The following is a 23,499-nucleotide window of genomic DNA, read 5'->3' on the forward strand; positions in this document are numbered from 1 at the left end:
CTACTATTACAATAACCTCTTTGTACGGAGTCGTCATGCGCATTGCGTTTATTATGCTTCTCTTTGTTTTATTAATTCAGGGCAAGGGGGCTCTTGCTGCCCCTGATAATTCCGAAACACCTGATAAGGACTCCATCAGATATTTACGAAGTTTGAACGCGGCGCTCTGGGATGAACTCAACCTGAATGCGTTACAAAGAGAGGACGGTGAAGATACCAGGCTGAATCCGGAAAATGACTTCCCAAAAACTCTTAAGAAAATTAATAAGAGAACTATAAGGGCTATTTTACCTGAGTTCACTCAAGGTTCGGAGTTTTGGGATTCCTTACGAAAAGATACTCGACTCCTTGCTGTTGCCCCCCTTGGATTAATCATCTATGAGATTATCATTCAAAAGAGATACATCTCTGATTTTATAAACGACAAACTAGAGAGCTTTAATGAAATTAGTAACAAACAACTGAGTAATGCTCTGGTCACTTGCCATTGCTATACATATGCTGAAGAAAACAACACTATCACTTCTAGCAGTAAAATGGTGACTATTCCCACGCTCTGGTTACACTATGCGGAAATAGTTAGCGTGCTGTTATCAGGACATATAACGACTAAAGAAGTAGCTTTTTTAAGGCAGCCTGAAAGCTGTGGTCAACAAAGACAACTCTCACCAGTAGGCTTCCATAGTATAACGTTTGATGGCTTCCCATTTGCTGATTCATTGATTGAAGGAATGTTATTTGAAGATTGTGATTTTAAAAAAACCGATTTCAGTGGCACTAAACTGTATTGCTGTCGTTTCATTGAATGCCATTTTAAGAATATCAATATTAATAAAAAAACCCGAATCGAAACATCCGACATATCGCACTGTATCGAAGCAGAACGAAACCGCCTGACTACATTAGTTGGCAAACCGCAAGAGCAAGAAGATTCAGTTTTACAATTACTGACCCTGCTGTTTTTGTCACAAAAACCCGGGCCGCTATCTGAAATATATAAATACGCAGATGACCTTGTATCAGCAGATTATATTCAGCAATTTCTTGGCAACTATCGGGAGTTGGCTGAAAAATACCCACGGTGGATTTCTGTTGCTACGCATGTACTGTATGCTGCAGCAAGATATAAAAACAAAAGAATGGAGGGTCTGGTAACTTTAAGTGAATTAATGCAGAAATATTCTGGTGAGAATTTAAACCTATTAAGACATCTGGAAACTACCGATGACTATTACTGGTCAATCGTTCTAAAATCAATTGACTGGCACGATTCAGAGTTAACAGAAGATTCGTTGCTGTATCAATCCAATTTAAGACATTTTCTGGCTTCAAATAATATTGAAGCCAGGGATGTCCCTCATGATAACCTCTGCTTATATCATGTACTGCTCGCCAATGAACTCGGATCGAGCATTGAGGAGATTCGTACCAGAATTCAGGCCTTTATGAACACTTATCTAATGTCCCGAAATGAGATGACCGTATCAGGAGGTAGAGGCTTGCTCAGGCAGAGAGATGTTGACGAATACAGTGAGAGATTTATCAACATGGATCATTTATTGGATCCTGATTCTAATTCACCGATTACTTATCAAATGGCTGAGCAGTTCTTAGATAGTGTTAACAACTTTGGTGAATGGCTTGATATTTCCTCCCTTCCTCTGTTGGCCATTATTTTTGAACGCCCCCTGCTCCAGATAGTTCCTGGTGGGTCCACCGTTGATGTTGGCTATATTCATTCAAACGGGCAAGCAGAGAGTAACTGGAGAGAAGCTATACGGCAGTCCAGTCAACCTCCCGTTGTGATCATCCATAATGGAGCAAACCATTGGTTCACGGCGACTTTCCTGTTAGCACTTACTTATTTAACAAATGATAAAGGCTGTGCAGAGCAACAAATGTCAGGGTTTTAACTCCCGGTTGCATCTTTGTGGCCCCTGATAATTCTGGATGTAATTAATTTATCGGGAATTGCTGCTCTGATACTTCTTCCATACTGACAGGTAAGAGAGGGAAGAGACTGAGCCTTAAAACGTTAATATTCTGAGCTACACTGGGTACTCCCTGTTGTTAGGGAAGCAGTGCGATACATATTGCACTGCTTCCTTTTTATGGAGCTATCGTGCGCATTGCATTTATTATACTGCTCTTTGTTTTGTTACCCAAAAGCAGGGATGCGACTGCTGCCCCGGAGAATCCCGAAATACCCGATAAGCACTCCATCAAATATTTACGGAGTTTTAACGAGGCGCTTTGGGATGAGCTGGGCTTAAATGTACTGCAAAGAGAGAATGGTGAACATACCAGCCTTGTGCCGGAAAACAATTTTACAGAAACCCTTAAATTAATTATCCAATTTGTTGCTGCTTCCAGGAAAACATTTGGCCAGGCTGTAGCCATCCATCAACAGAGTCCAACAAGAAGTCGATGCTCGGAATTTTTGAATAGTCTGACCCATTGCTTTTGTCGCTGGTATGTATACGGTAGGGTACGCTATCGTCGCCCGAGCTCCCTTAGTATAAGTGAAGTCAGTAGCCGGTCGGCAATCCCTGTTTACTGGTTGCAATATCCTGAAATTGTTAACTATTTATTATGCTCGCATAGCGTATCCATAAACGATGTATCCTTTTTGACTCAGCTTCACTGCTTTGATGGAATAACACTTCCTTATAGAAAGATATGGGAAAATGTGACTTTTGATGGTTTTTCACTCCGCAATTCATTGGTCAGAAGTAACAGATTTAAGGATTGTTGTTTTAAGAACGCAGATTTTAGTGGGGCAGAACTACGCCGCTGTATCTTTAAGAATTGCGAGTTTGAGAATATTACTGTCGATGAGAATACACGATTCCAAACATCCAACATATCGGCCTGTAGCAAGAAAACAAGAGATTACCTGGCGGATTTGACAGGTACTCCAGAGGCACAAAAGGGTTTTATTTTACAGGTACTGACCCTTACCTTTATTCAGCAAGCGCTTTTGGAGTCACCTGCTGAAATAGCTGAATCCATCGAATTTGTCACTAAAGACTACATACAGCAGTTCTGTGTCAGTTATCCGGAACTGGCTGAAGAACACCCAGAGTGGATTAATGTTGTTCTGCAAGTGCTTTATGCGATAACGCTCTACAAGGACATGGAGGTCGTGGACGATTTGCGTAACTTAATGCTGGTTCATACCTCTAGTTCTTTGCGAGTTATGGAGAAGCTGCCAAAAGACAAAGATCATTGGATGAAGCTGATGAGTTCAATTTCCTGGACTTCGACTGCATTCACATCAACTCAGCTGTTGTATCGACATCATCTGAGAACTTTGCTGGCTGAAAATAATATTGTCCCTCATGATGTCCTTCATGATGACAACTGTTTATATCATGTACTAGTGGCCAATAGACTTGGGAAAAGCATCACTGAAATACGGAATACAATGGCATTATTTCTAACCGCTTATATAAAGTACAGAGACAGAGGCACGCAGAGCTTTCAGGAACCAAAAGCGCTGCTCACCCCGGATGAGTATGAAGAATACAGAGAAAGATTTAATATTTTAGATCAGTTTTTTGATGCTGATCCCAACTCGCATATCACAATTGACATGGCTCAGGAGCTCTTAGGTGATCTCAATACAGCTAATCGATGGCTTGATGCTTCTACACTTCCATTTGTAGCCATTATTTTCAGACGCCCTGTGCTTCAGATAACCCCTTATGGAACTTCAGTCTCTATTGTCTACATAGACGATAACGGGGTCACAACGCCTGAGTGGAGAGAAAACGTAGAACGGTCAGGTGAAGGAAGCCCTCCCATTGTGGTCATTCATGATGGGGTAAACCACTGGTTGACGGCTACCATAATGGCCGCATTTTACAGCTTTCAAATCAATGAAGCCTGTGCGGGCAGCAACCAATAAGCCCCTACTCCGACTGGCTCAGAATCTGCGAAACCAACAAGGCCGCCATGATGACAGCCGTTTGAATACCTGATTGCAGGTTACCTCCTGAATGTCCTGATGGCTTCACACTGATATATTCAGGCGTGTCCACAGAAGTTCCGTCTGTCATAACAGTATGAGCCTCTGTTGTCTGGGTTCTGGCGAGGTTCGTGCAGCCATTATTATGACAATCCGTTCTGAGGGCGAAGCGCATAAAAACATTTTTCCTGCCTTCTCTACGCATAGTCAAACTAATATAAGTCAAAGTACATTCTGTACTGTCTGTAAAGTTGAACCTGAAGGCTATGCCGTTATCAGAGTAATAAGGCGCTACGGTGTAAATGCTGTTTAAACGCTCGTGTCTTCTGTATTTTTTTGTTTTCGCATCCATGCTAATACCAAAGATATAATTCTTACTTAATTCCTTATAGGGGTTTGCCTCGCAAAAAACAAAGCCGGTCACTTTTTCCCTGACCGACTCAGGGTGGTCATAATATTCAAAAGCGAACCGTAAATCTGTTGGAGTCTCGGTGTTTTTGACACAATACAGACCCTGATTAAAAGTGTTTTGTTCAGAAGGGCGCTCTTTAGAAGAACATAGCCTGATCGATTTTATTTTCAATGGCCAGCGGCTGCGCTCAGGAGTTATTTCAGTCAACGGACCCTGTAAATTCTCCGTACAGGCATCCCCCATTTTTATAACAGCTGTCGTATGTTTTAAACGTGAATCACCACTTTCTATTATTAATTGATACTCGCCCTCTTTAGATTGATCCATCTCTGAAATAACCACACTCATGTTGTATTCAGATTTATTGACACTGATATAACTGTCAAATGGTGAGACAACCTGAAATGTCCGGTTAAAAGCACGCCCTATGAAATGATCCCTTAGTTTATACAACTCTACGGTTTGAGGCTGTTTTTCAGGACTATACGCCTGGGTTCTGAAACGATAAAAAATCGTAACATCATCGCCTTCCTCCCGGTAAGGAATCTCGCTCTCCGCCTCAACGGAAATTATTTCACGATGAGCGGCTAGCCCGTTAGAAACAATCAAAACCGAAATCCAAAAGACAAAAAGGGCTCTTCTTTGAACGTTGAGATAGCTGAAACCAAGTGACATGATGATAAAGCTCTTTGTTGTAGGGTCAGGGTAGTTTTTTACAAATAATCAGAACCTGCCTTCCCTGCTATCATTCCGTCCTTACTCTTACTGGCTGTCTGTTAACAGCGAGTGCTAAGACTAGACCAGACAAAACTGTTCTGTCGGTAAAAAATCTGCTGTACTCTCTGTGCGACTCTCTTTACAACAACGGCCTCACTACAGAAAGTACCAAAATCGACCATGCGCATTCTTCATACCTCCGACTGGCATCTTGGGCAGCACTTCATGGGCAAAAGCAGGGAGGCGGAGCACAAAGCTTTTCTGCAATGGTTACTGGAAACCGTCAATGAACACGACATTGACGCCCTGATAATTGCCGGTGATGTGTTTGATACCGGAACCCCCCCGAGCTATGCACGAACCCTGTACAATCAGTTTATTGTGAACCTGCAGCAAACCTGCTGCCGACAACTGGTGATTGTGGGTGGAAACCACGATTCCGTATCAACCCTCAATGAGTCTCGCGAGTTACTGGCCTGCCTGAACACCACGGTGATAGGTGGCGTGTCTGAAACCCCTGATGACGAAGTGGTACTGTTACAAAATGCCAGTGGCGAGTATGCTGTTGCCCTGTGCGCTGTGCCTTATATCCGTCCCCGGGATGTTCTGGAAAGCCGCTCAGGAGAAAGTGACTCGGACAAACAGCTGGCTCTGCAGAACGCCATTGCCAGTCATTACCAGACGGTATTCAGCAAGGCAGCAGACTATAAACTCTCCGTTGTGGCTACCGGACACCTGACAACCGTCAATGGTCAATTATCCGAGTCTGTCCGGGAGATTTATATCGGTACTCTGCACGCCTTCCCTGCCAGCGGTTTTCCACCAGCGGATTACATTGCCCTGGGGCACCTGCATAAGCCACAGAAAGTGGCTGGTCAGGAACATGTTCGTTATTCCGGATCACCCATCCCTCTGAGTTTTGACGAAACAGCTACCGCCAAACAGGTGGTTATGGTGGCGTTTAACGACTGTTCAACACCAGAGATCACCGAAATACCGGTTCCTGTTTTTCGCCCACTGCTGAGCATCAAGGGTTCACTCAAAGCGATCGAGCAACAGATCCAAGAGGTCAGCACAGACTCTGACCTCTCCCCCTGGCTGGAAATAGAAGTGACAACGGAGGATTACCTGAGCGATGTCCAGAGTCCGGTTCAGGACATGGTGGCCGACCTTCCCCTGGAAGTGCTCCGGGTTAAGCGACAACGCAGCACCCAGTCAGCTGGCCTGGTACGGGAAGCCCGTGAAACTCTGGAAGAACTGGACGTTTCCGACGTTTTCACAAAACGGCTTGAAGATGAATCGCTGGAAAACGACAGAGTTCAGGCATTAACCAATGCCTTTAATGAAGTGCTGGACGCTATACACCTGGACACTGTACAAAACGAAGTGAATGACGGGAAAGCAGTGTCTGAGAAGGAAGTTGTCTAATGAAAATTCTGAGCTTACGCCTGAAAAACCTTAACTCCCTCAAAGGGGAGTGGAAAATCGACTTCACTGCCACAGACTTCACCGATAACGGCCTGTTTGCCATTACCGGCCCAACCGGCGCAGGAAAAACCACGCTGCTGGATGCTATCTGCCTGGCGCTTTATCACCAGACACCCCGCTTAAATACCATTTCCCAGGGCAGCAATGAGCTGATGACCCGTCACACTGCCGAGTCGCTGGCGGAAGTGGAATTTGAAGTCAAAGGTGAAGGTTATCGGGCCTTCTGGTCCCAGAGACGCGCCAGAGGCAAGGCTGACGGCAAACTGCAAAGCCCACAGGTTGAGCTGGCAAAGTTGGATGGCACTATTCTCACCCACAAGATCAATGAGAAGCTCAACCAGGTCAGTAGCATCACAGGATTAGACTTTGCCCGTTTTACCAAGTCGATGATGTTGGCCCAGGGTGGTTTTGCCGCGTTTCTGGAGGCCTCTGCCAACGATCGCGCCGAACTGCTGGAAGAACTGACCGGGACTGAAATCTACGGAGATATTTCCCGTCGTGTATTCGAACGGATGCGTCAGGAGCAGGAAGCATTAAAACTGTTGCAGGCAAAGTCCGAAGGGGTTCAGCTGCTGGATGACGAAGTGATTGAGCAGCTCGAACAGGAGCAAAGCACCCTGTCGGAAAAAGCCAGTCAGACAGAAACAGAGCAAAAAACACTAAAGCAACAGTTTGAATGGCTGCAACAGGTCAACAAGCTGACAACAGACATAGAAGAAGCCGGGCAGCTCAAACAGAAAGCGATTGACGATAAAGTGGCACAGGCCGGGCAGCTTGAGCGCCTTGCCCATGCACTGCCCGCCCTGGATATCAAACCCGCTTTCGACCAGCTTCAGTCCTCCAGAGCAGCGGTTAATCACTCAGAAGCAAAGTACCAGCAACTTCAGGCAGAATTACAGCAAAGCGCCGACAGGCTGGCTTCCGCACGATCCGAAGCCACAGCGTCACAGGAAAACCTTGCCACGGTTAAGCAGCAAAAGGTTGAAACAGAAACACTGATCAATGAGCAGGTGGTTCCCCTCGACCAGCAGATTCAGCAAAAAAAAGAAGCGCTGACCACAGGCAAACAGCAGGCAGCCAGCCTTGAAAAAGAACTTTCGGAACACCTGCAAACCGTTAACTCACTGCAACAACAACGCCAGTCGTCTATAGAACAGCAGGCGTCCACCAGCCAGTATCTGAATGACAATGCCCACCACCGTAGACTGGCTGAACAGCTGCCACTCTGGCGGGCTCAGTTTGATCGTCGGGAATCTCTGATACAGCAACAACAGCAGGCGCAAGCCGATCAACACAAGCAGCAAAAAGAATTAACGACACTGCAACAGGCGATTCAACAGAGTCAGCAAAAGGTTCAGCAGAGCTTGAACGACAGTGAGCAGGCACAGATAGCATTGCAACAGGCAGTGAGCCAGAAAGCCGAGCTTCTGAAAGGTACTGATGAACAACAACTGCTGAAACAGGAAGAACACTTTGATGCGACTGCCCCTCTCTATCTGGAAATAAAAAACACCGAGCAGCGGTATCGTGACACCACTCAAACTTTACAGGCTGAACAGGCTGCTTTTCACCAGAACCAGCAAGCTCTTGAGCCTTTAAGCAATGAGTTGCAGGCAAACCGGGAACAGTATAAACAGGAAAAGCAGCATCTGAAGGATCTGGAAAACCTGTTGCTTCAGGAACAGAAAATTGCCAGCCTGACAGAGCACCGTAATCGTTTAAAGAAAGACGAAGCCTGTCCATTGTGCGGTTCACGGGAACACCCTTCCATCGACGTGTATAGCCATATCGACAGCACAGCAACTCAGCAAAGGTTTGAAGAAAAAAAACAACTGCTCAATCAGGTAGAACGACTGGGCAGTGAACAGAATGCACGACAGGCTGAGCTAAAAACACTGTGCCAGACCGCAGAAAAACGCATTACCGAACTCAGTCAGCAGCAGACTGCCTGTCTGGACAGCTGGGAACCGATCTGTGCATCCATTGGTGAAAAACTCGATATTCAACAGCCGGAGGCCATTGCCAGCTGGCTGCAAACCGCCAGGGAAGCAGGTATCAGCCTTAAAGCAAAAACACGCCAGTTAAAGCAGATTAACGACAGTCTGATTCAGCTGCAGCAAACCCAGACAGAACAAAAGCAAAACACCACTCGTCTTCAACATCAAATGGAGCTGGAAAATCAGCAGTATGAACAACGTCAGAAAGAGCTGGACGCACAACAGCAGGAAGCCCGGAAACGGCAACAGGAGCTAAACCAGCTGGAACAGCAGATAGCCGGGTCACTCAATGAACCATTGCCTGATATAAGGCAGCAGAGCCAGTGGCTGAGCCATCAGGATAGCCTGAAGGCTAAATGGCAAACCATGGAACAGCAGGCAGAAACTCTGCGACAGTCTCTGCAAGCACTGGAAAATGACCTTGCCCTGAATACCCAGAAACAGAACTACAGTAAGCAACAGCTGGATGAGCGACAGAACGATCTGACACAACTCACTGAACAACTGGAAGAAGTCAGGACACAACGTTTCATGCTACTGGGTGATCTTGATGTTACAGAGGAACGTCAGCGTCTGGATACTTCAGTAGCTGAGGCCGAGCAGTCATTAAAACAGGCTGAAGACTCCGCCCAGTCGGCCCAGAAAACGGTCAGTGAACAGTCGGGTTTTTTACAGCAGCAGGAGCAGGCATTACAACGTCTGGATGACGAGCTGAAAACGGCAACCCGGCATTGGGAAACAGCGCTGAAAGGCAGCCCTTTTGCAGATACAGAGGCTTTTGAACAGGCTGTCCTGCCTGCCGAAGATCGGGAAAAACTCCAAAAACTGAAGCAAACTCTCGAAGAGGCCATTACCCGTACTACCGAGCGGGAGCTGCTGATGAAAGAAAAACTGACGACGCTGCAATCCAACCCTTTAACGGAAGAAACAACCGACGTATTACAGGAAAAAATTCATAATGTGGATAATGAACAGCGCCAGGTCAATCAGCGTCAGGGAGAGATTCGTCAAACCCTGACGGATGACCGAAACAAACGTCAACAGCAGTCTGAATTGTTTGACCGGATTTCAGCTCAGAAAAATCAGTTTGAACTCTGGGATCATCTCAATACGTTGATTGGCTCAGCCAAAGGCGACAAGTTCCGTAAGTTTGCCCAGGGGCTAACGCTGGATCACCTGATCTATCTGGCTAACCAACAGCTTCAGCGCCTGCATGGTCGCTATCAGCTGAACCGGAAAAAATCGGAAGAGCTCAGCCTGGAAATTGTTGATGAATGGCAGGCCGGAGTTCAGAGAGATATCAAAACCCTTTCCGGCGGCGAGAGCTTTCTGGTCAGTCTGGCGCTGGCACTGGCATTATCGGATCTGGTCAGCCATAAGACCAGTATCGACTCCCTGTTCCTTGATGAAGGCTTCGGAACCCTGGATCAGGAGACTCTGGAAATTGCCCTGAACGCCCTGGACAGCCTGAACGCCAGCGGCAAAATGATCGGAGTCATCTCTCATGTGGAATCGTTGAAAGAACGCATTCCCATGCAGATTCATGTGAGCAAGGAAGTGGGGCTTGGGTACAGTTCGCTGGATAAGGCGTTTTCTGTGTGATGGTTGAATGGAGCCGGGGCCACTGTCAAACCGGCCATAATCCTTTCATACAATGACATTGAGCTTCAGTACAGCTTACTCACTGAAATTTAAATTACTAACGTCTACTTCCTGCAAAAAGGTTAACTCAATGGTTTGCCCAATAGGGTAACCATTGGGAAAAGATAGGGGAGACTCCCCTGAATAACCATATTGCTGACTATAAAAACTGACAGCAATAGCTTTAGTCTCATTGTGGTTATTAGGGTTCTTTATACGCTTGGCCCGTTCCGCACACCAGAGAGTCTGACGACTGATGTCACTGCCAGCATCCGCTAAATTAGTATAAATACAGTAATACGTCTTACCATCATCCCCTGTATATTTCACCAGAAGCCATTCAGAATCATATGGGCTGCGAAGCACATAAGCCGACTCAATACTCTGGGCTGCCGCCTTACCAAGGCATAACAGTCCAAACACTGCTCCTGCGGCTAAAGCAGCTAATGTCCTGTTCATATATCCTCCTGAAAAGCCTTTTTCCCGACACTCTGCCTCAGGTAAAAGTTTGTTGCCATAATGGAAGCGTTATATTACAACACCAGTCTGATAATCCATCGCCACAATTTAGTTCAATAAGTAAATGCTAACAACTTTGCAGTAATGGCGACTTCTGGCAGCGTAAAATTATCCACGAAGTGATACACTGCCGAGCTAACAGCTGACAAAACGGTCAGTTATACGAAAACAATACGAGCAAACACCGCTTGGCGACCAGCCTCTGTATTTAGTTCTATTGGATATTTCCCCAGGCTTAAGAGCAACGACGAATGGCATCGATAAAGTATTTCTGTCTAAAGCACCGAAAACCTATCGTATTAACGGCTTTACTGGCTTCCACAACAGCAATACTCTGGCCATCAGGTGATTCGAATTCTTACCGTGAAGTTAAGTTACCATTAACGACACAAGCGACCATTGAAGAGTCTGTAGCCGAACCTGTGGAAACCGTTCAGGATAAGCAGATAGAGCAAATAGACTACACCATTGAAGCCAACGACACCCTGGGGTCAATTTTCGCCAAATTGCAACTCCCTCAGGCGACAATGTACAAACTCCTTGATGCAGATGTTGAGTTCGTACAGCTCGATAATCTTAAGCCAGGCCAGCAACTGCTCTTTGTAAGAGAAGGTGAGAACCAACTGGTTACCCGCATGCAGGTAGTTATCGATAGTATTCATACCCTGGAATTTAATCGGGATGGTGATGAATACACTGGCGAAATGCTTTCCCACGTCACCAATGTTGTTGAACGACAGGTAGATGGTGTTATTAACAACAGCCTGTATCAGAGTGCTTCCAGGGCTGGGCTGAGCCCGGCAGAAATCGAAACGATATCCCGCCTGTTTGAAGACAAAATCAATTTTGCCAGAGATTTACGTGCAGGTGATACTTTCCAGATGCTGTTTGATGACATCTACGTCGGAGACACTCACACTGGTCGATCAACTCTGAAGGCTGTGGTCTTTGTGAACCGGGGCAAACAGCTTGCCGCCTTCCTGCACGACGATGGTCAATATTATGATGAAACAGGACAAAGCCTGAACCGGGCCTTCCTGAGCAGACCTATCCCTCACAAGTTCCGGATCAGCTCCCACTTTAATCCACGACGCCTGCACCCTATCACCAAAAGAATTTCTCCGCATAACGGTACTGACTTTGCCACACCAACAGGCACAAGGGCCAAGGCCATCAGTGATGGTGTTGTCACTCGTATTGGCAACCACCATGCAGCAGGCATTCATATGACCATCCAGCATAACGAAACTTACAGCACCCGCTATTTGCACTTGAGCAAAGTTCTGGTTAAAAAGGGTCAAAAGGTTGGCATCGGTGACGTTGTCGCTTTAACCGGAAACACGGGGCGCAGTACCGGATCGCACCTGCACTTTGAGCTGCACGTCAACAACAAGCCTGTTAATTTCATGACCTACTCCCTGCCAAAAGGAAAACAGCTTGATCCTTCCCAGATGGTCGCTTTCCAAAAACTGGTCAACCAGTACCTTGCCAAGCTCGAATCAGACGACGATAGTCAATTAGTTGCTAAATCACAGGGTACACCGGACCAGGCCTGACTCCGAAAAGCGCTGACAGCAATAACGGTCAGCGCTACTTTGTACGCAATATCCAAGTCTTGAAAATTAGTTAGCCCTTCTAATAAAATACCGCCTATGAAAGTTGAACAATCTTTAATGGTCATAGAGCGCTATATCAGTCGCTGCTGGCGTGAGCAGCCCGGCCTTGGAGCCAACAGTCTGAGCTATACGGAATACGACTATCTGAAAACTCTGGAAGAGTCCGACATGATGCGCCTGTCTGAACTGGCTGAGCTGATGCGTGTCAGCAAGCCGACAGCCAGCAATATGGTCGCAAGGCTGGAAAGGAAACAGCTGGTTAAACGACAGCCATGCCCTGAAGACGGACGGGCAGTCCATGTCGCTTTAAGCCAGAAAGGGCAAAAACTGGTAGACAGTGATCGTATTTTTTACGAAGAGTTGATTTCAAACCTTTTGCAAAACCTGTCAGCAAAGGATCAGGAGCAGCTGAAACAACTGCTAGGCAAGGTCGCAGCTAAAACTGCCCAGAGCTGAATCAGCGACGGGTAGACATTAACAAAAGCCTGACGATGATATTGCAGGTGTATTTTTTACCTTTTTAGTTAGCACTCCTAATCAATATTGAGAACCCAATGTCCACTACAAAGGAGCAAAAACAAATGCCAAGTGTTAACCGACAGTTCTGGAACTATGTTCTGCCAACTGTTGGAGCCATGCTGGTCAGTGGCCTGTATCAGGTCATTGATGGCATTTTTATCGGTCGTTATATCGGTGCAGAAGGTCTGGCGGGAATTAATCTGGCCTGGCCAATCATAGGTACACTGTATGGACTGGGGATGATGGTCGGAGTTGGCTCCGGTGCAATCAGCTCCATGGCCAGAGGCGAAAAAAAGCTGCACCGGGCCAGGCGCGCACTGGGAAATGGCCTGACATTGCTGGTGCTTCTGGGTCTGACAGGATCCCTCCTGCTGCTCCTGACCGGACAATGGTTGCTGGCGTTACAGGATGCCAGTGGTCTCGCTTTTGAGCATGCCAGTAATTACCTCAGAATTGTGGTTTACGCTTCACCATTTGTAATGGGCAGTATGGCATTGCCGTTTATGGTACGAAATGACGATGCGCCTACCATCGCCACCTGGCTGATTGTGGTAGGCGCTGTTGCCAACGTTATTCTTAATGCTGTCTTTATTGTCTATCTGCAAATGGGGCTGGCAGGTGCCGCTCTGGGTACAACCGTTTCCCAGTTGGTGGTGGTGTTTCTGGGGCTGGTCTATTTCTTTTCTGCCAGAGCGAACACTCGCCTGTCCCTGAAGGATTTGACTCTTGAGTTCAAGCTGTCACTAAACACCTGCTCCATCGGACTGTCCAGTCTGCTGATGTACTCTTATTTCAGCTTTATCACAGCGATTCATAACTATCTGTTTATGAAATACAGTGACGCGGTCAATGTCGGTGCATTTGCGGTGGTCGGCTACATTGCCACACTTTACTACATGTTTGCAGAAGGTGTTGCAGCGGGTACGCAGCCCCTGATCAGCTACAACTATGGTGCTGAACGTTTTGCCCGGATGAAGCAGTTTGTAAGCCGTATGCTGTGGGTAGCTGTTGGTTCCGGCGTATTGGCAGTCATTGTCGTTAACCTGTTTGCGGATCCGATTATCCTGTTGTTTAACAGTGACGATCCAGCCTTCTTCAGTGCTGCCAAGCTGGGGCTGCGCTTACATCTGGCCGCGATGTTTCTGGATGGTTTGATTTTCAGTGCGGGCGTCTTTTTCCAGTCTCTGGGACTGGGTCGCAAGGCCACTTTCGTTACCATGGCAAACATGCTGATACAGCTACCATTTCTGCTGGTGCTGCCAATGTATCTGGATATCAAAGGTATCTGGCTGGCCGTGCCGCTATCGAATATTGCCCTGTCGCTGGTTGTCCTGCTGATGATGCGAGCTGAATGGAAAAAGATTGGACTGGCAAAAAACGGTCAAACCACTAACCTGCGGTCCAGCAAGCAAGAGCACCATACTGCCTGAGCTGAATAGTTTAACTTCAAGCCCGGATTGATTCCGGGCTTTTTAGTATCAGACAAACTTTCTAAGCGCTTTTTTCTGCTGGCTTAACACGCAATATAAGACTATGACCCATTAACTCATAGCCTTTTTCTCTGGCGATCTCTTTTTGCCTGGCCTCAATGACCGGATCAATAAACTCAATGATCTTACCGCTGTCAGTGCAGATCATATGATCGTGGTGTGAGGAAGACTTCAGCTCGAACCGGGCTACAGCACCATCAAAATGATGACGGGTCAATAATCCCACTTCTTCAAACTGATTCAGAATGCGGTAAATAGTGGCCAGGCCAATATCGGTCTTTGTTTCCAGCAACAGTTTGTACACATCTTCTGCGCTGACATGGTTGCCAATCATTGACTCCATTGCTTCCAGAACTTTTAGTCGGGGAAGTGTGACCTTGAGTCCTGCTTTTTTTAATATCTGACTACTCACTGCATACCAGCCTTTTAACAATAAACCTATACATTCCCCGAACATCTAAAGCGGGGGGAAATCCTTTCAATAGCCGTGATTTTTTAGTTTGGGCTGTTTACTGTCAAGTAAGTAGATTGTCCAGTGAGTTTCCTGAAAATCATTTTATAAAAGCCATTTCATTTGCTTTTTATAGCGGAAAGGTGCGTCAACCCACACTTAACAAGAATTATTCTCAAATGAAATCAGTAAGCAATTACCGAAGGATCCATTAATCTACATCAGAAATAACCTATAGCGGGATATAAAAACATCGCATATTTTCTTGTTGCCAGCCTGTATTCAGTGAGAAGCAAACACTGCCACTTCCCCCTCTATGGTGTAACTGATTGTCTGGTAAGCATCTTTACGGCTACCATACTCCATGCCCGGAGACCCGGCGGGCATACCCGGAACAGCCAGACCACGAATATCAGGCTTTTCTGTCAACAGCCTTTTTATATCTGATGCTGGCACATGCCCTTCTATTGCATAACCATCAACAAAGGCGGTATGGCATGAACCCAAGCTGTAGGGGAGGTGAGCTTCCCGCTTATAGTCGCTCACATTATCAACGTTCTTTACATTCACCGAAAAACCACTGTCTTCAAGATGTTTTACCCACTTGGCACAGCAGCCACAGGTAGGTGACTTAAAAACGTGGATACCGGGAAGTCGCTCTTCTGCGAGAAGAACAGTCGAAGCACAAAAAAGAAAAACTGTGATTATTATTTTTTTCACAGGCATATCCTTTTAGTCAGGTGTTTTCCATATCCTAGCAGGATTATTCTGCCTAAAAAAAGCCCTTCCTACAGCAGTCTCGCTCCTGATTTCATACTCAACAAATAGTATCTATTCGACCATAGTATTATACGGCTACAGGCCACGAAAAACGCCCCCTGATTAACCATCATTATTTTTTTACAAACTGTTCATCCATTTCTTAGCACACACAAAATAGCTAAAAAACAGACTGACACAGACGTGAGCCTGATTACTGAAGAAGCCTATAGTTATTGTGATAAATAGCGCTCTCTCCATTTAAAAAATGAATGCCTGAAATTGACGGGCAGCCAGACACTTTTTAAACGACGAAAAATGAATATTTCCCAGGACTACCACTATCGGTAACAGCCAGCGTGTCATATAAAAAACCATCTATACTTGCACTGGTTTCTACTGAGGAGCGATCCAAAATGAAAACTCGTGCAGCTGTCGCCTTTGCCCCGGGCAAGCCACTGGAAATTCATGATGTTGACTTGCAGGGACCACTGGATGGAGAAGTTCTGGTAGAGCTGAAAGCAACCGGCGTATGCCATACTGACTCTTTCACCCTGTCGGGCGACGATCCTGAAGGAGAATTCCCGGTCATTCTTGGCCATGAAGGTGCGGGCATCGTAATCGATGTCGGTAAAGGCGTCTCCTCCCTGAAAAAAGGTGACCATGTCATTCCACTTTATACGCCTGAGTGCCGTGAGTGTGATTTCTGTCTGAACCCAAAAACGAATCTTTGCCAGAAAATTCGTGCGACTCAGGGACGGGGGCTGATGCCCGACGGCACCAGTCGTTTTTCTCTTGATGGAAAACCGCTTCTGCACTACATGGGTTGCTCAACGTTCTCTAACTTTACCGTACTGCCTGAGATATCTCTGGCGAAAATCGACCCAGAAGCGCCTTTTGACAAGGTCTGCTATATCGGTTGCGGAGTCACCACTGGCCTGGGAGCGGTAGTGTTTGATGCCAAGGTTGAACCGGGTAGCACTGTCGCGGTGTTTGGTTTGGGTGGCATCGGCCTGAACGTGATTCAGGGAGCCCGGATGGTCGGCGCTGATAAAATCATTGGTATTGACCTGAATCCTGACAAAGTCCCCATGGCCAAAGAGTTTGGCATGACTGACTTCCTGAACCCGAAAGACGTGGACGATATTGTTGATGCTATCGTTGACCTAACCGGTGGTGGCGTGGATTACAGCTTTGAATGTATTGGTAACGTGCATGTCATGCGCCAGGCACTTGAGTGCTGCCATAAGGGTTGGGGCGAGTCCTATGTCATCGGCGTGGCCGGAGCCGGTCAGGAAATCTCAACCCGCCCGTTCCAGCTGGTCACAGGCCGCAGCTGGAAAGGCAGCGCGTTTGGCGGAGCTCGTGGACGCACCGATGTTCCTAAAATTGTCGACTGGTATATGCAGGACAAGATCGACATCGACCCATTGATCACCCACACCATGCCCCTGAACAGAATAAACGACGCATTTGACCTGATGCATGAGGGTAAAAGTATCCGTACCGTGATTCTTTACTAAGAGGAATCAGTCAATGGAACAGCTATCTGTCACCAGAGCCTTTGAAGGCGATCTGCACCGATACAAACATTCATCGTCGTCAACTTCGACAAACATGGTGTTTGCCATTTACCTGCCTCCACAGGCCAAAAACCATCCAGTCCCCGTCGTTTACTGGCTTTCGGGCCTAACCTGTACTGATGAAAATTTCACCCAGAAAGCCGGTGCGTTCAAAATGGCAGCACAGCTGGGACTGGCGATAGTCTGCCCGGATACCAGCCCCCGGGGGCTTGATTTACCGGGTGAACACGACAGCTACGACTTTGGCTCCGGTGCTGGCTTTTATGTCGATGCAACGAGTTCCCCGTGGTCTGACCATTACCGGATGTATAGCTATGTGGTTGATGAGTTGCCAACGTTAATTGAAGGCTCTTTCCCGGTTTCTGGAAAGAAAGCCATCAGCGGCCATTCGATGGGTGGACATGGCGCACTAGTAATCTACCTGCGTAATCCCGGAGCCTATACCTCGGTATCGGCGTTTGCCCCTGTTGTTCACCCCACGGCCGTACCCTGGGGGCAGAAAGCCTTTCAGCGCTACCTGGGTGACGATAAAAGCCTCTGGGACAGCTACGACGCAACCCTGCTGGTGCAGCAGGCTGAGATCAGCGACCCCATTCTTATTGACCAGGGTAGCAGTGACTCATTCCTTGAGGAGCAGTTACAGCCTGATCATTTTAAAACGGCCTGCGCTAGAGCGAATGTCCCTTTAACGCTGAATCTGCGGGCTGGTTATGACCACAGTTACTATTTCATATCCAGTTTTATCGACAGCCATCTTGAGTTTCATGCACACAAGCTTATCGATTAAAAACCAAATTATTTCTATTCATGACTTCAGCTAATCAGAGAGGAGTCCTGCAATGAGAGCCGCCGTTGCGCATAAGTTTAAAGAACCGTTGAAAATTGAAGACGTACCTACACCAGAAGTGGGCCCACACGATGTTTTAGTGAATATCAAAGCCTGTGGCGTGTGCCATACAGACCTGCATGCCTGTCATGGTGACTGGCCGGTTAAACCGACCATGCCGCTGATTCCGGGGCATGAAGGTGTAGGCGTGGTCACCGAGCTTGGCAGCCAGGTGACCCACCTGAAAAAAGGCAGTCGCGTTGGCATTCCATTTCTCTATTCAGCCTGTGGTTACTGTGACTATTGCCTGGAAGGCAATGAAGTACTTTGCCCGGATGTCGTCTATGGCGGGTATATGGTGAATGGTGGTTATGCCGACTACTGCCTTGCTGATGCACGCTATGTCGTTGAAATTCCCGATGGCCTGTCGTTTATTGATGCCGCACCGTTGTTTTGTGCAGGGGTCACCACTTACAAAGCACTAAAAGTCAGCAACACCAAGCCGGGCGACTGGGTGTCCATTGTTGGTGCCGGAGGCCTGGGGCATCTGGCCATTCAATACGCCAGGGCCATGGGCCTGAATGTGATTGCGGTGGATACAGGAGCCGATGTAGAGAAACTTTGTCTGGATCTGGGAGCCGAATACTTCATTGATTTTATGAAAGAAAAGCCGGAAGAAAAGATTAAGAAGTTAATCAGTACCGGCGGTGTTCATGCCGCAATCTGCACAGCGGTTTCTAAAGCGGGTTTTGACAGCGCCTACGCTTCAACCCGTAGGGGAGGAACAATGGTACTGGTTGGCCTGCCACCCGATGAACTCCCCATCCCCATTTTTGATACCGTTCTGAACGGCGTCACTATTGTCGGCTCCATTGTTGGCACCCGAAAAGATCTGGTTGAATGCCTTGAGTTTGGTGCCCAGGGCAAGGTCAAAACCAATATAGAAGTAAGGAGCCTGGAGGAGATTAACCAGATTTTTGATCAGATGGAGAAAAATGAGATTACGGGTCGTATTGTGATGGATATGACTTAGTGAGGTTAAAGAGGGAGAGTTCAGGCTCTCCCTTTTACTGCAACCTGCTTCTTATCGGTTGGACAGCTTCAGGGAATCGTTGCCTGGGCTTCTTGCAAATATTTAAAAGAACCACTCAGTTCTTCCTCATTCTCAGCCAGAATATTCAGATGCCCCAGCTTGCGTCCGGGTCTTGAGGTTTTGTTGTACCAGTGCAAATACGTTCCCTGGGTAATTAACTGATCAGGAGCCTGGCTGTCGTCTGAATGCTTCTGCCCAAGCAGGTTAACCATACCAATCACGCCGCCCTGATGAGCCGTATTCCCCAAAGGTAAACTGGTAATCGCCCGAAGATGATTTTCAAACTGGCTCGTGGCAGCACCGTCTATCGTCCAGTGGCCACTGTTATGCACCCGAGGTGCCAGCTCATTGACCAGCAATTCATTACCTGCCACAAAGCACTCTACCGCCAGCACGCCCACATAGCCGGTTTCCTGCAACAATCGATAGATATAGTCCCGGGCTTTATTGTGTAATGGCCCGGACAAATCCGGAGCCGGAATCACGGAGTGGACAAGAATACCTTGGTTATGACTGTTTTCACCGGGTGTATAGATCAGGATATTGCCGTCAGGTGAACGTGCGCCAATCACTGAAATCTCACGATCAAACGCTATTTTCTGTTCGACAATCCATTCATGAGGGTCTTTTGCCGCTGGCCCCTGAAGCAACTTTTCACGCTCTTTTTCGAACGCTTCCAAGGTTTCACGACTGTCGATAATCCATTGGTTGTGTCCGTCGTAACCCTCTTCTGTTGATTTAATGACCACTGGAAGCCCGCCAATTCTGGTAATGGCTTCCTGGACCGGCTCACGCTCCCGGAACACTTCCCACGGCGATAAAGGAATACCGAGACCAGCCACCAGCGTTTTTTCCCGATGTCGGTTCTGTATTGCCCAGACAATGTCCGGATCGGGGTACACCGGGCAAAATACCTTCAGTTGTCGTAGCAGGGGAACATTGACAGATTCCCGCTCAACCGTGATCACATCAGGATTGCCTAGCCCACCATAAACATCACGGGCTGTCATGGTTGTGTCCAGCCGGACGACAGAGCCGAGCCCTTCTATGCAACGGACTGGCTCGTCCGGATCAGCAAGAAAGCTGAACCGGAAGCCCATCGGCCAGCCCGCCAGCGCCAGCATTCTTGAAAGCTGACCACAGCCTACAATTCCAACTTTCATTACTCGACATCCTCCGGCACCCGCTCGGCCTGCTGCCGACGCCATTCGATAAGGCGCCGGGCAAGATTATCATCCGCTGTGGCAAGAATCTGGGCAGCCATCAGGCCTGCATTGGCCGCACCGGCTTCACCAATGGCCTGAGTCGCTACCGCAACGCCTTTGGGCATCTGAACAATGGAAAGCAGGCTATCAAGGCCATTCAGAGCCTTGCTTTTGACCGGAACACCAATCACTGGCAGGTGCGTCATGGCTGCCACCATACCGGGGAGGTGGGCAGCACCACCCGCTCCGGCAATAATGACTTTGCAGCCGTTATCCGCAGCTTGTCTGGCAAAGCTGAATAGCCGATCCGGCGTACGATGGGCAGACACCACTCTGGCGGTATAGGGCACCTGAAGCTGGTCTAACAGTTCAGCGGCCTTTTGCATTGTGGGCCAGTCTGAACGGGAACCCATGATAATTTGCACAAGGGTCATTGGCAAAGTCCTGGTTTATTAGGTCAATACTGATAGCTGTCTGGAGCAAAGTCCCACCAAAAGGCACGTAATCCAGCCTCTAACCACCGCAACCCAAGAAATATAGCTGCCTGAATGAAAGCTGCCAGTACTGTAAATCAGAGAAACTTAACATGGACATCCTGGCCGGAGCAGTCTTTACTGAGTGTCTGTCTTTCATAGACACATCTGCCTGAAATTTCCCCGCAGTATTGTAGGAGGGATAACCATGAAAAAGACCACCAGCATTGCCCTGGCGTCTGCTGTAACAAGCCTGATTGCGCTCGGCAGCGCTATGACCGCCACAACCGCTTCAGCCGCAGAGAAACAGGAAAAGTGTTACGGGGTGGCAAAGGCAGGCAAGAATGACTGCGCCACCAAAACCACCTCCTGCGCAGGCAGTTCAAAAATGGACAGCCAGAAAGACGCCTTTATTATGGTTCCAAAAGGCTTGTGCGATCGCCTTGCTGGCGGTTCAAAAAAACCAATGATGTAGCCTTTAGCCATTTCCCAACCTGATCATTGACCTGTGAGCAGGCCATCCACTTACAAGCTATCTCCCCACAAGATGGTAGGGCTGGGGCTTCGCTCACCCCATATTCATCAGTTTATCTCTGACCAGCCGGAAATCGGCTGGTTGGAAATTCACAGCGAAAATTTCTTTTCTACCCACTCGGTTGCCCGGCAGCAACTCAGGGATATTGCCAGCCTCTACCCTGTCAGCTGTCATGGGGTCGGGATGTCACTCGGTTCCGCTGACAAGCTGGATCAACAACACCTGACTCAACTCAAGCAGCTAGTGGATGAAGTCGATCCTATAGCCGTTTCCGAACACCTGAGCTGGAGTTCTGTCAATGGTCAGTACTTCAACGACCTGCTGCCCCTGCCTTATACCGAGGAAGCGCTGAACCACTTTTGCCTGAAAGTCGAACAGGTACAGGAAGCGCTCAACCGCCAGCTATTGATCGAAAATCCATCCAGCTACCTGAGCTTCAATCACTCCGTAATGCCTGAATGGACGTTTCTGAGCGCGGTTCAAAAACGCACCGGATGTGGATTACTGCTGGATCTCAACAATATCTATGTCAGTAGCTTCAATCACGATTTTGATTGTCAGGTTTACCTTGACGCCATCGACCCTCAATCCGTCAAAGAGATCCACCTTGCAGGATTTACTGTCAGGCAACTAGAACAGGGGGATGTCTGGATAGACACCCACAGTCGTTCGGTTAGCGAACCTGTCTGGCAGCTTTATCGTCAGTGGGTCCACCAGCATTTGAGTCAACTGGGAAATATTTTCACCTTGATTGAGTGGGATCTGGATATTCCCAAACTCGACACCCTGCTCGGTGAAGCCAGCAAAGCGCAACAAATTCTTGTAGAAGAGGCTCTTGTTAAGGAGACTCTTATTGAGGAGACTGGCCGTGGGATGCCAACCACCTGATAACCTTCAGCAATTGCAGCAGGACTTTGCCGAAGCCTTACACTACCGGCCAAGCCCGGTCAGCAAGAGGGTTGCGACCGGTCGGCTGGCCCCGGAGCAACTGATACAGATATATCGCAATAATTTTATTATCAGCCTGTCGGAAGTGCTGGAAGCCACTTATCCCTGTTGCAAGGCGGTATTGGGAGACGAATGCTTTGCCCGGCTCGCCCGCCAGCATGTTCTGGCCTCACCTCTCAAAGAAGGAAACATAAGCGATTACGGAGAAGGTTTTTTCGATACGATTTCCAGCCAAGAGCCGGTACTTGAAGCAGTACCCTACCTTACCGATCTGGCCCGGCTTGAATGGCTGGTTGACCGAGCCAGCCAGCCTGTTGCCATTGCGCCGACATTCCCGTTTGAGCAGCTGATCCGGATCACCGAAGATAATTTCAGCCAATTAACACTTGAAGTTGCCGAACCCGTCTATTTCTTCGACTCGCTACATCCTGTCGCCAGCTTATGGCAGATGATTACCAGCGATCAGATTAAGTCCATTGATATCACCCGCCCTGAGTCAGTCATTATCCACAATCGTCAACAGGGTATGCTGGTTATGGCAACAACCCCTTCCGCGACTCAACTTCTGCGTCTATGTCAGCAAGGCCGGCCATTGGGCGAAGCCGATGATTCCATGCTGGCACCGCTGGGCGAACTGGTTCAACAACAGTTGTTCACCCATATCCATGGCTTGCCAGATGGAGAGTACGAAGATTGAACCTTCTCAAAAACACCGACACCATAATCCAGCGCATCACAGAACCACTGACCCCATTACTTCTTATATTCACCCGAATATGGGTCGCATGGGCCTTCTTTACGTCCGGAATGCTGAAATACAACAGTTGGGACAGTACTCTTTACCTGTTCCAGTATGAATATCAGGTACCGCTGCTGTCCTGGAAAATCGCTGCTTACACTGGTACTGCTGTTGAGCTGATCCTGCCAGTATTCCTGACTCTGGGTCTGTCCACCCGACCGGCAGCACTGGGGCTGTTCGTGTTTAATATTATTGCGGTAGTGTCTTACCCAGTGCTATGGGAAAAAGGATTTATCGACCACCAGCTATGGGGAATGATGCTACTGGTAAACCTGTTCTGGGGCAGCGGTATTATTTCTATCGACTATTTGGTGAGTTCCCGGTCTAAGGGAGCGCCAATTAAGAATTCATCGCTTTAACCTTTCTAGCCGGTAATTTAGACGGCAAAGCAGATTTACTGGCTTTTGCATGGCGATAGAAGTCATGTGAAAAGTCGCGTTAACAAGATAAGTTGTAAT

At 47.8% G+C, this 23,499-nt stretch carries 20 protein-coding genes; 14 read left to right on the top strand and 6 right to left on the bottom strand.

Annotated elements, in window-relative coordinates; genetic code table 11:
• Nucleotides 1-35 precede the first annotated feature (35 nt).
• Both NX720_RS09595 and NX720_RS09600 read left to right on the top strand, forming a co-directional pair.
• A complete protein-coding gene (locus NX720_RS09595) occupies nucleotides 36-1,913 on the top strand; it encodes a pentapeptide repeat-containing protein (protein WP_262600898.1) in 1,878 nt (625 codons plus the stop codon).
• A gap of 209 nt (nucleotides 1,914-2,122) precedes the next feature.
• Nucleotides 2,123-3,910 carry a pentapeptide repeat-containing protein gene (locus tag NX720_RS09600; protein ID WP_262600899.1) on the top strand — a complete coding sequence of 596 codons (1,788 nt, stop codon included), beginning with the start codon at nucleotides 2,123-2,125 and terminating at the stop codon, nucleotides 3,908-3,910.
• Nucleotides 3,911-3,914: 4 nt separating this feature from the next.
• On the opposite strand, the gene NX720_RS09605 is transcribed toward NX720_RS09600, so the two are convergent.
• Nucleotides 3,915-4,991 carry a hypothetical protein gene (locus NX720_RS09605; protein WP_262600900.1) on the bottom strand — a complete coding sequence of 359 codons (1,077 nt, stop codon included), beginning with the start codon at nucleotides 4,989-4,991 and terminating at the stop codon, nucleotides 3,915-3,917.
• A gap of 288 nt (nucleotides 4,992-5,279) precedes the next feature.
• On the opposite strand from NX720_RS09605, the gene sbcD reads away from it, so the two are divergent.
• Entirely contained in the window at nucleotides 5,280-6,527 is a 1,248-nt protein-coding gene (gene sbcD / locus NX720_RS09610; RefSeq protein WP_262600901.1) for an exonuclease subunit SbcD, read from the top strand.
• The gene (locus NX720_RS09615) at nucleotides 6,527-10,186 is read left to right on the top strand and encodes an AAA family ATPase (protein ID WP_262600902.1); all 3,660 of its coding nucleotides are present in this window, start codon (nucleotides 6,527-6,529) and stop codon (nucleotides 10,184-10,186) included. The genes sbcD and NX720_RS09615 overlap by 1 nt, the downstream gene beginning before the upstream one ends.
• Before the next feature lie 75 nt (nucleotides 10,187-10,261).
• On the opposite strand, the gene NX720_RS09620 is transcribed toward NX720_RS09615, so the two are convergent.
• Nucleotides 10,262-10,684, bottom strand: coding sequence for a hypothetical protein (locus NX720_RS09620; protein WP_262600903.1), 423 nt, complete (start codon nucleotides 10,682-10,684; stop codon nucleotides 10,262-10,264).
• Nucleotides 10,685-10,995: 311 nt separating this feature from the next.
• Here NX720_RS09620 and NX720_RS09625 point away from each other — a divergent pair, with 311 nt between their 5' ends.
• From NX720_RS09625 to NX720_RS09635, 3 genes are all read left to right on the top strand, one after another.
• Nucleotides 10,996-12,300, top strand: coding sequence for a peptidoglycan DD-metalloendopeptidase family protein (locus NX720_RS09625; RefSeq protein WP_262600904.1), 1,305 nt, complete (start codon nucleotides 10,996-10,998; stop codon nucleotides 12,298-12,300).
• A 96-nt stretch (nucleotides 12,301-12,396) separates the two neighbouring features.
• The gene (locus NX720_RS09630; RefSeq protein WP_262600905.1) at nucleotides 12,397-12,816 is read left to right on the top strand and encodes a MarR family winged helix-turn-helix transcriptional regulator; all 420 of its coding nucleotides are present in this window, start codon (nucleotides 12,397-12,399) and stop codon (nucleotides 12,814-12,816) included.
• A gap of 125 nt (nucleotides 12,817-12,941) precedes the next feature.
• Nucleotides 12,942-14,309 carry an MATE family efflux transporter gene (locus NX720_RS09635; RefSeq protein ID WP_262600906.1) on the top strand — a complete coding sequence of 456 codons (1,368 nt, stop codon included), beginning with the start codon at nucleotides 12,942-12,944 and terminating at the stop codon, nucleotides 14,307-14,309.
• Nucleotides 14,310-14,370: 61 nt separating this feature from the next.
• Here the strand turns inward: NX720_RS09635 and fur are convergent, their stop codons facing one another.
• Nucleotides 14,371-14,826: a ferric iron uptake transcriptional regulator gene (fur, locus tag NX720_RS09640; protein ID WP_404831061.1), complete on the bottom strand. Its 456-nt coding sequence runs from the start codon at nucleotides 14,824-14,826 to the stop codon at nucleotides 14,371-14,373.
• Between the two features lie 276 nt (nucleotides 14,827-15,102).
• Nucleotides 15,103-15,540, bottom strand: coding sequence for a DUF411 domain-containing protein (locus NX720_RS09645; protein ID WP_262600908.1), 438 nt, complete (start codon nucleotides 15,538-15,540; stop codon nucleotides 15,103-15,105).
• 455 nt (nucleotides 15,541-15,995) lie between these two features.
• On the opposite strand from NX720_RS09645, the gene NX720_RS09650 reads away from it, so the two are divergent.
• From NX720_RS09650 to adhP, 3 genes are read left to right on the top strand one after another with little or no spacing between them, the layout of a single operon-like run.
• Nucleotides 15,996-17,102, top strand: a complete 1,107-nt coding sequence (locus NX720_RS09650; protein ID WP_262600909.1) for an S-(hydroxymethyl)glutathione dehydrogenase/class III alcohol dehydrogenase — start codon at nucleotides 15,996-15,998, stop codon at nucleotides 17,100-17,102.
• 13 nt (nucleotides 17,103-17,115) lie between these two features.
• The gene (fghA, locus tag NX720_RS09655) at nucleotides 17,116-17,949 is read left to right on the top strand and encodes an S-formylglutathione hydrolase (RefSeq protein WP_262600910.1); all 834 of its coding nucleotides are present in this window, start codon (nucleotides 17,116-17,118) and stop codon (nucleotides 17,947-17,949) included.
• Between the two features lie 52 nt (nucleotides 17,950-18,001).
• Nucleotides 18,002-19,021 (top strand): alcohol dehydrogenase AdhP, encoded by a 1,020-nt coding sequence (gene adhP / locus NX720_RS09660; RefSeq protein WP_262600911.1) that lies wholly within the window; start codon nucleotides 18,002-18,004, stop codon nucleotides 19,019-19,021.
• A gap of 68 nt (nucleotides 19,022-19,089) precedes the next feature.
• On the opposite strand, the gene NX720_RS09665 is transcribed toward adhP, so the two are convergent.
• Both NX720_RS09665 and purE read right to left on the bottom strand, forming a co-directional pair.
• Nucleotides 19,090-20,244, bottom strand: a complete 1,155-nt coding sequence (locus tag NX720_RS09665) for a 5-(carboxyamino)imidazole ribonucleotide synthase (RefSeq protein ID WP_262600912.1) — start codon at nucleotides 20,242-20,244, stop codon at nucleotides 19,090-19,092.
• On the bottom strand, nucleotides 20,244-20,720 hold the full coding sequence (gene purE, locus NX720_RS09670) for a 5-(carboxyamino)imidazole ribonucleotide mutase (protein ID WP_262600913.1): 477 nt from the start codon (nucleotides 20,718-20,720) through the stop codon (nucleotides 20,244-20,246). Before purE ends, NX720_RS09665 begins: the two co-directional genes overlap by 1 nt.
• Nucleotides 20,721-20,967: 247 nt before the next feature.
• On the opposite strand from purE, the gene NX720_RS09675 reads away from it, so the two are divergent.
• From NX720_RS09675 to NX720_RS09690, 4 genes are read left to right on the top strand one after another with little or no spacing between them, the layout of a single operon-like run.
• Nucleotides 20,968-21,234: a BufA1 family periplasmic bufferin-type metallophore gene (locus NX720_RS09675; protein ID WP_262600914.1), complete on the top strand. Its 267-nt coding sequence runs from the start codon at nucleotides 20,968-20,970 to the stop codon at nucleotides 21,232-21,234.
• Nucleotides 21,235-21,267: 33 nt separating this feature from the next.
• On the top strand, nucleotides 21,268-22,182 hold the full coding sequence (bufB, locus tag NX720_RS09680) for an MNIO family bufferin maturase (RefSeq protein ID WP_262600915.1): 915 nt from the start codon (nucleotides 21,268-21,270) through the stop codon (nucleotides 22,180-22,182).
• Nucleotides 22,163-22,939 (top strand): HvfC/BufC N-terminal domain-containing protein, encoded by a 777-nt coding sequence (locus NX720_RS09685; protein ID WP_262600916.1) that lies wholly within the window; start codon nucleotides 22,163-22,165, stop codon nucleotides 22,937-22,939. Before bufB ends, NX720_RS09685 begins: the two co-directional genes overlap by 20 nt.
• Nucleotides 22,936-23,400, top strand: coding sequence for a DoxX family protein (locus NX720_RS09690; protein WP_262600917.1), 465 nt, complete (start codon nucleotides 22,936-22,938; stop codon nucleotides 23,398-23,400). Before NX720_RS09685 ends, NX720_RS09690 begins: the two co-directional genes overlap by 4 nt.
• The last annotated feature ends 99 nt before the right edge of the window (nucleotides 23,401-23,499 follow it).

This window comes from Endozoicomonas euniceicola (genome assembly GCF_025562755.1).
GTDB lineage: Bacteria > Pseudomonadota > Gammaproteobacteria > Pseudomonadales > Endozoicomonadaceae > Endozoicomonas_A > Endozoicomonas_A euniceicola.

What these genes read in the sequence shown, in the direction of transcription:
- adhP (WP_262600911.1), top strand. Translation starts at nt 18,002, where the DNA reads ATGAGAGCCGCCGTTGCGCATAAGTTTAAAGAACCGTTGAAAATTGAA.
- NX720_RS09665 (WP_262600912.1), bottom strand. Translation starts at nt 20,244, where the DNA reads ATGAAAGTTGGAATTGTAGGCTGTGGTCAGCTTTCAAGAATGCTGGCG.
- NX720_RS09620 (WP_262600903.1), bottom strand. Translation starts at nt 10,684, where the DNA reads ATGAACAGGACATTAGCTGCTTTAGCCGCAGGAGCAGTGTTTGGACTG.
- NX720_RS09650 (WP_262600909.1), top strand. Translation starts at nt 15,996, where the DNA reads ATGAAAACTCGTGCAGCTGTCGCCTTTGCCCCGGGCAAGCCACTGGAA.
- NX720_RS09615 (WP_262600902.1), top strand. Translation starts at nt 6,527, where the DNA reads ATGAAAATTCTGAGCTTACGCCTGAAAAACCTTAACTCCCTCAAAGGG.
- fghA (WP_262600910.1), top strand. Translation starts at nt 17,116, where the DNA reads ATGGAACAGCTATCTGTCACCAGAGCCTTTGAAGGCGATCTGCACCGA.
- NX720_RS09635 (WP_262600906.1), top strand. Translation starts at nt 12,942, where the DNA reads ATGCCAAGTGTTAACCGACAGTTCTGGAACTATGTTCTGCCAACTGTT.
- NX720_RS09595 (WP_262600898.1), top strand. Translation starts at nt 36, where the DNA reads ATGCGCATTGCGTTTATTATGCTTCTCTTTGTTTTATTAATTCAGGGC.
- NX720_RS09675 (WP_262600914.1), top strand. Translation starts at nt 20,968, where the DNA reads ATGAAAAAGACCACCAGCATTGCCCTGGCGTCTGCTGTAACAAGCCTG.
- purE (WP_262600913.1), bottom strand. Translation starts at nt 20,720, where the DNA reads ATGACCCTTGTGCAAATTATCATGGGTTCCCGTTCAGACTGGCCCACA.
- NX720_RS09630 (WP_262600905.1), top strand. Translation starts at nt 12,397, where the DNA reads ATGAAAGTTGAACAATCTTTAATGGTCATAGAGCGCTATATCAGTCGC.
- fur (WP_404831061.1), bottom strand. Translation starts at nt 14,826, where the DNA reads ATGTTCGGGGAATGTATAGGTTTATTGTTAAAAGGCTGGTATGCAGTG.
- NX720_RS09625 (WP_262600904.1), top strand. Translation starts at nt 10,996, where the DNA reads ATGGCATCGATAAAGTATTTCTGTCTAAAGCACCGAAAACCTATCGTA.
- sbcD (WP_262600901.1), top strand. Translation starts at nt 5,280, where the DNA reads ATGCGCATTCTTCATACCTCCGACTGGCATCTTGGGCAGCACTTCATG.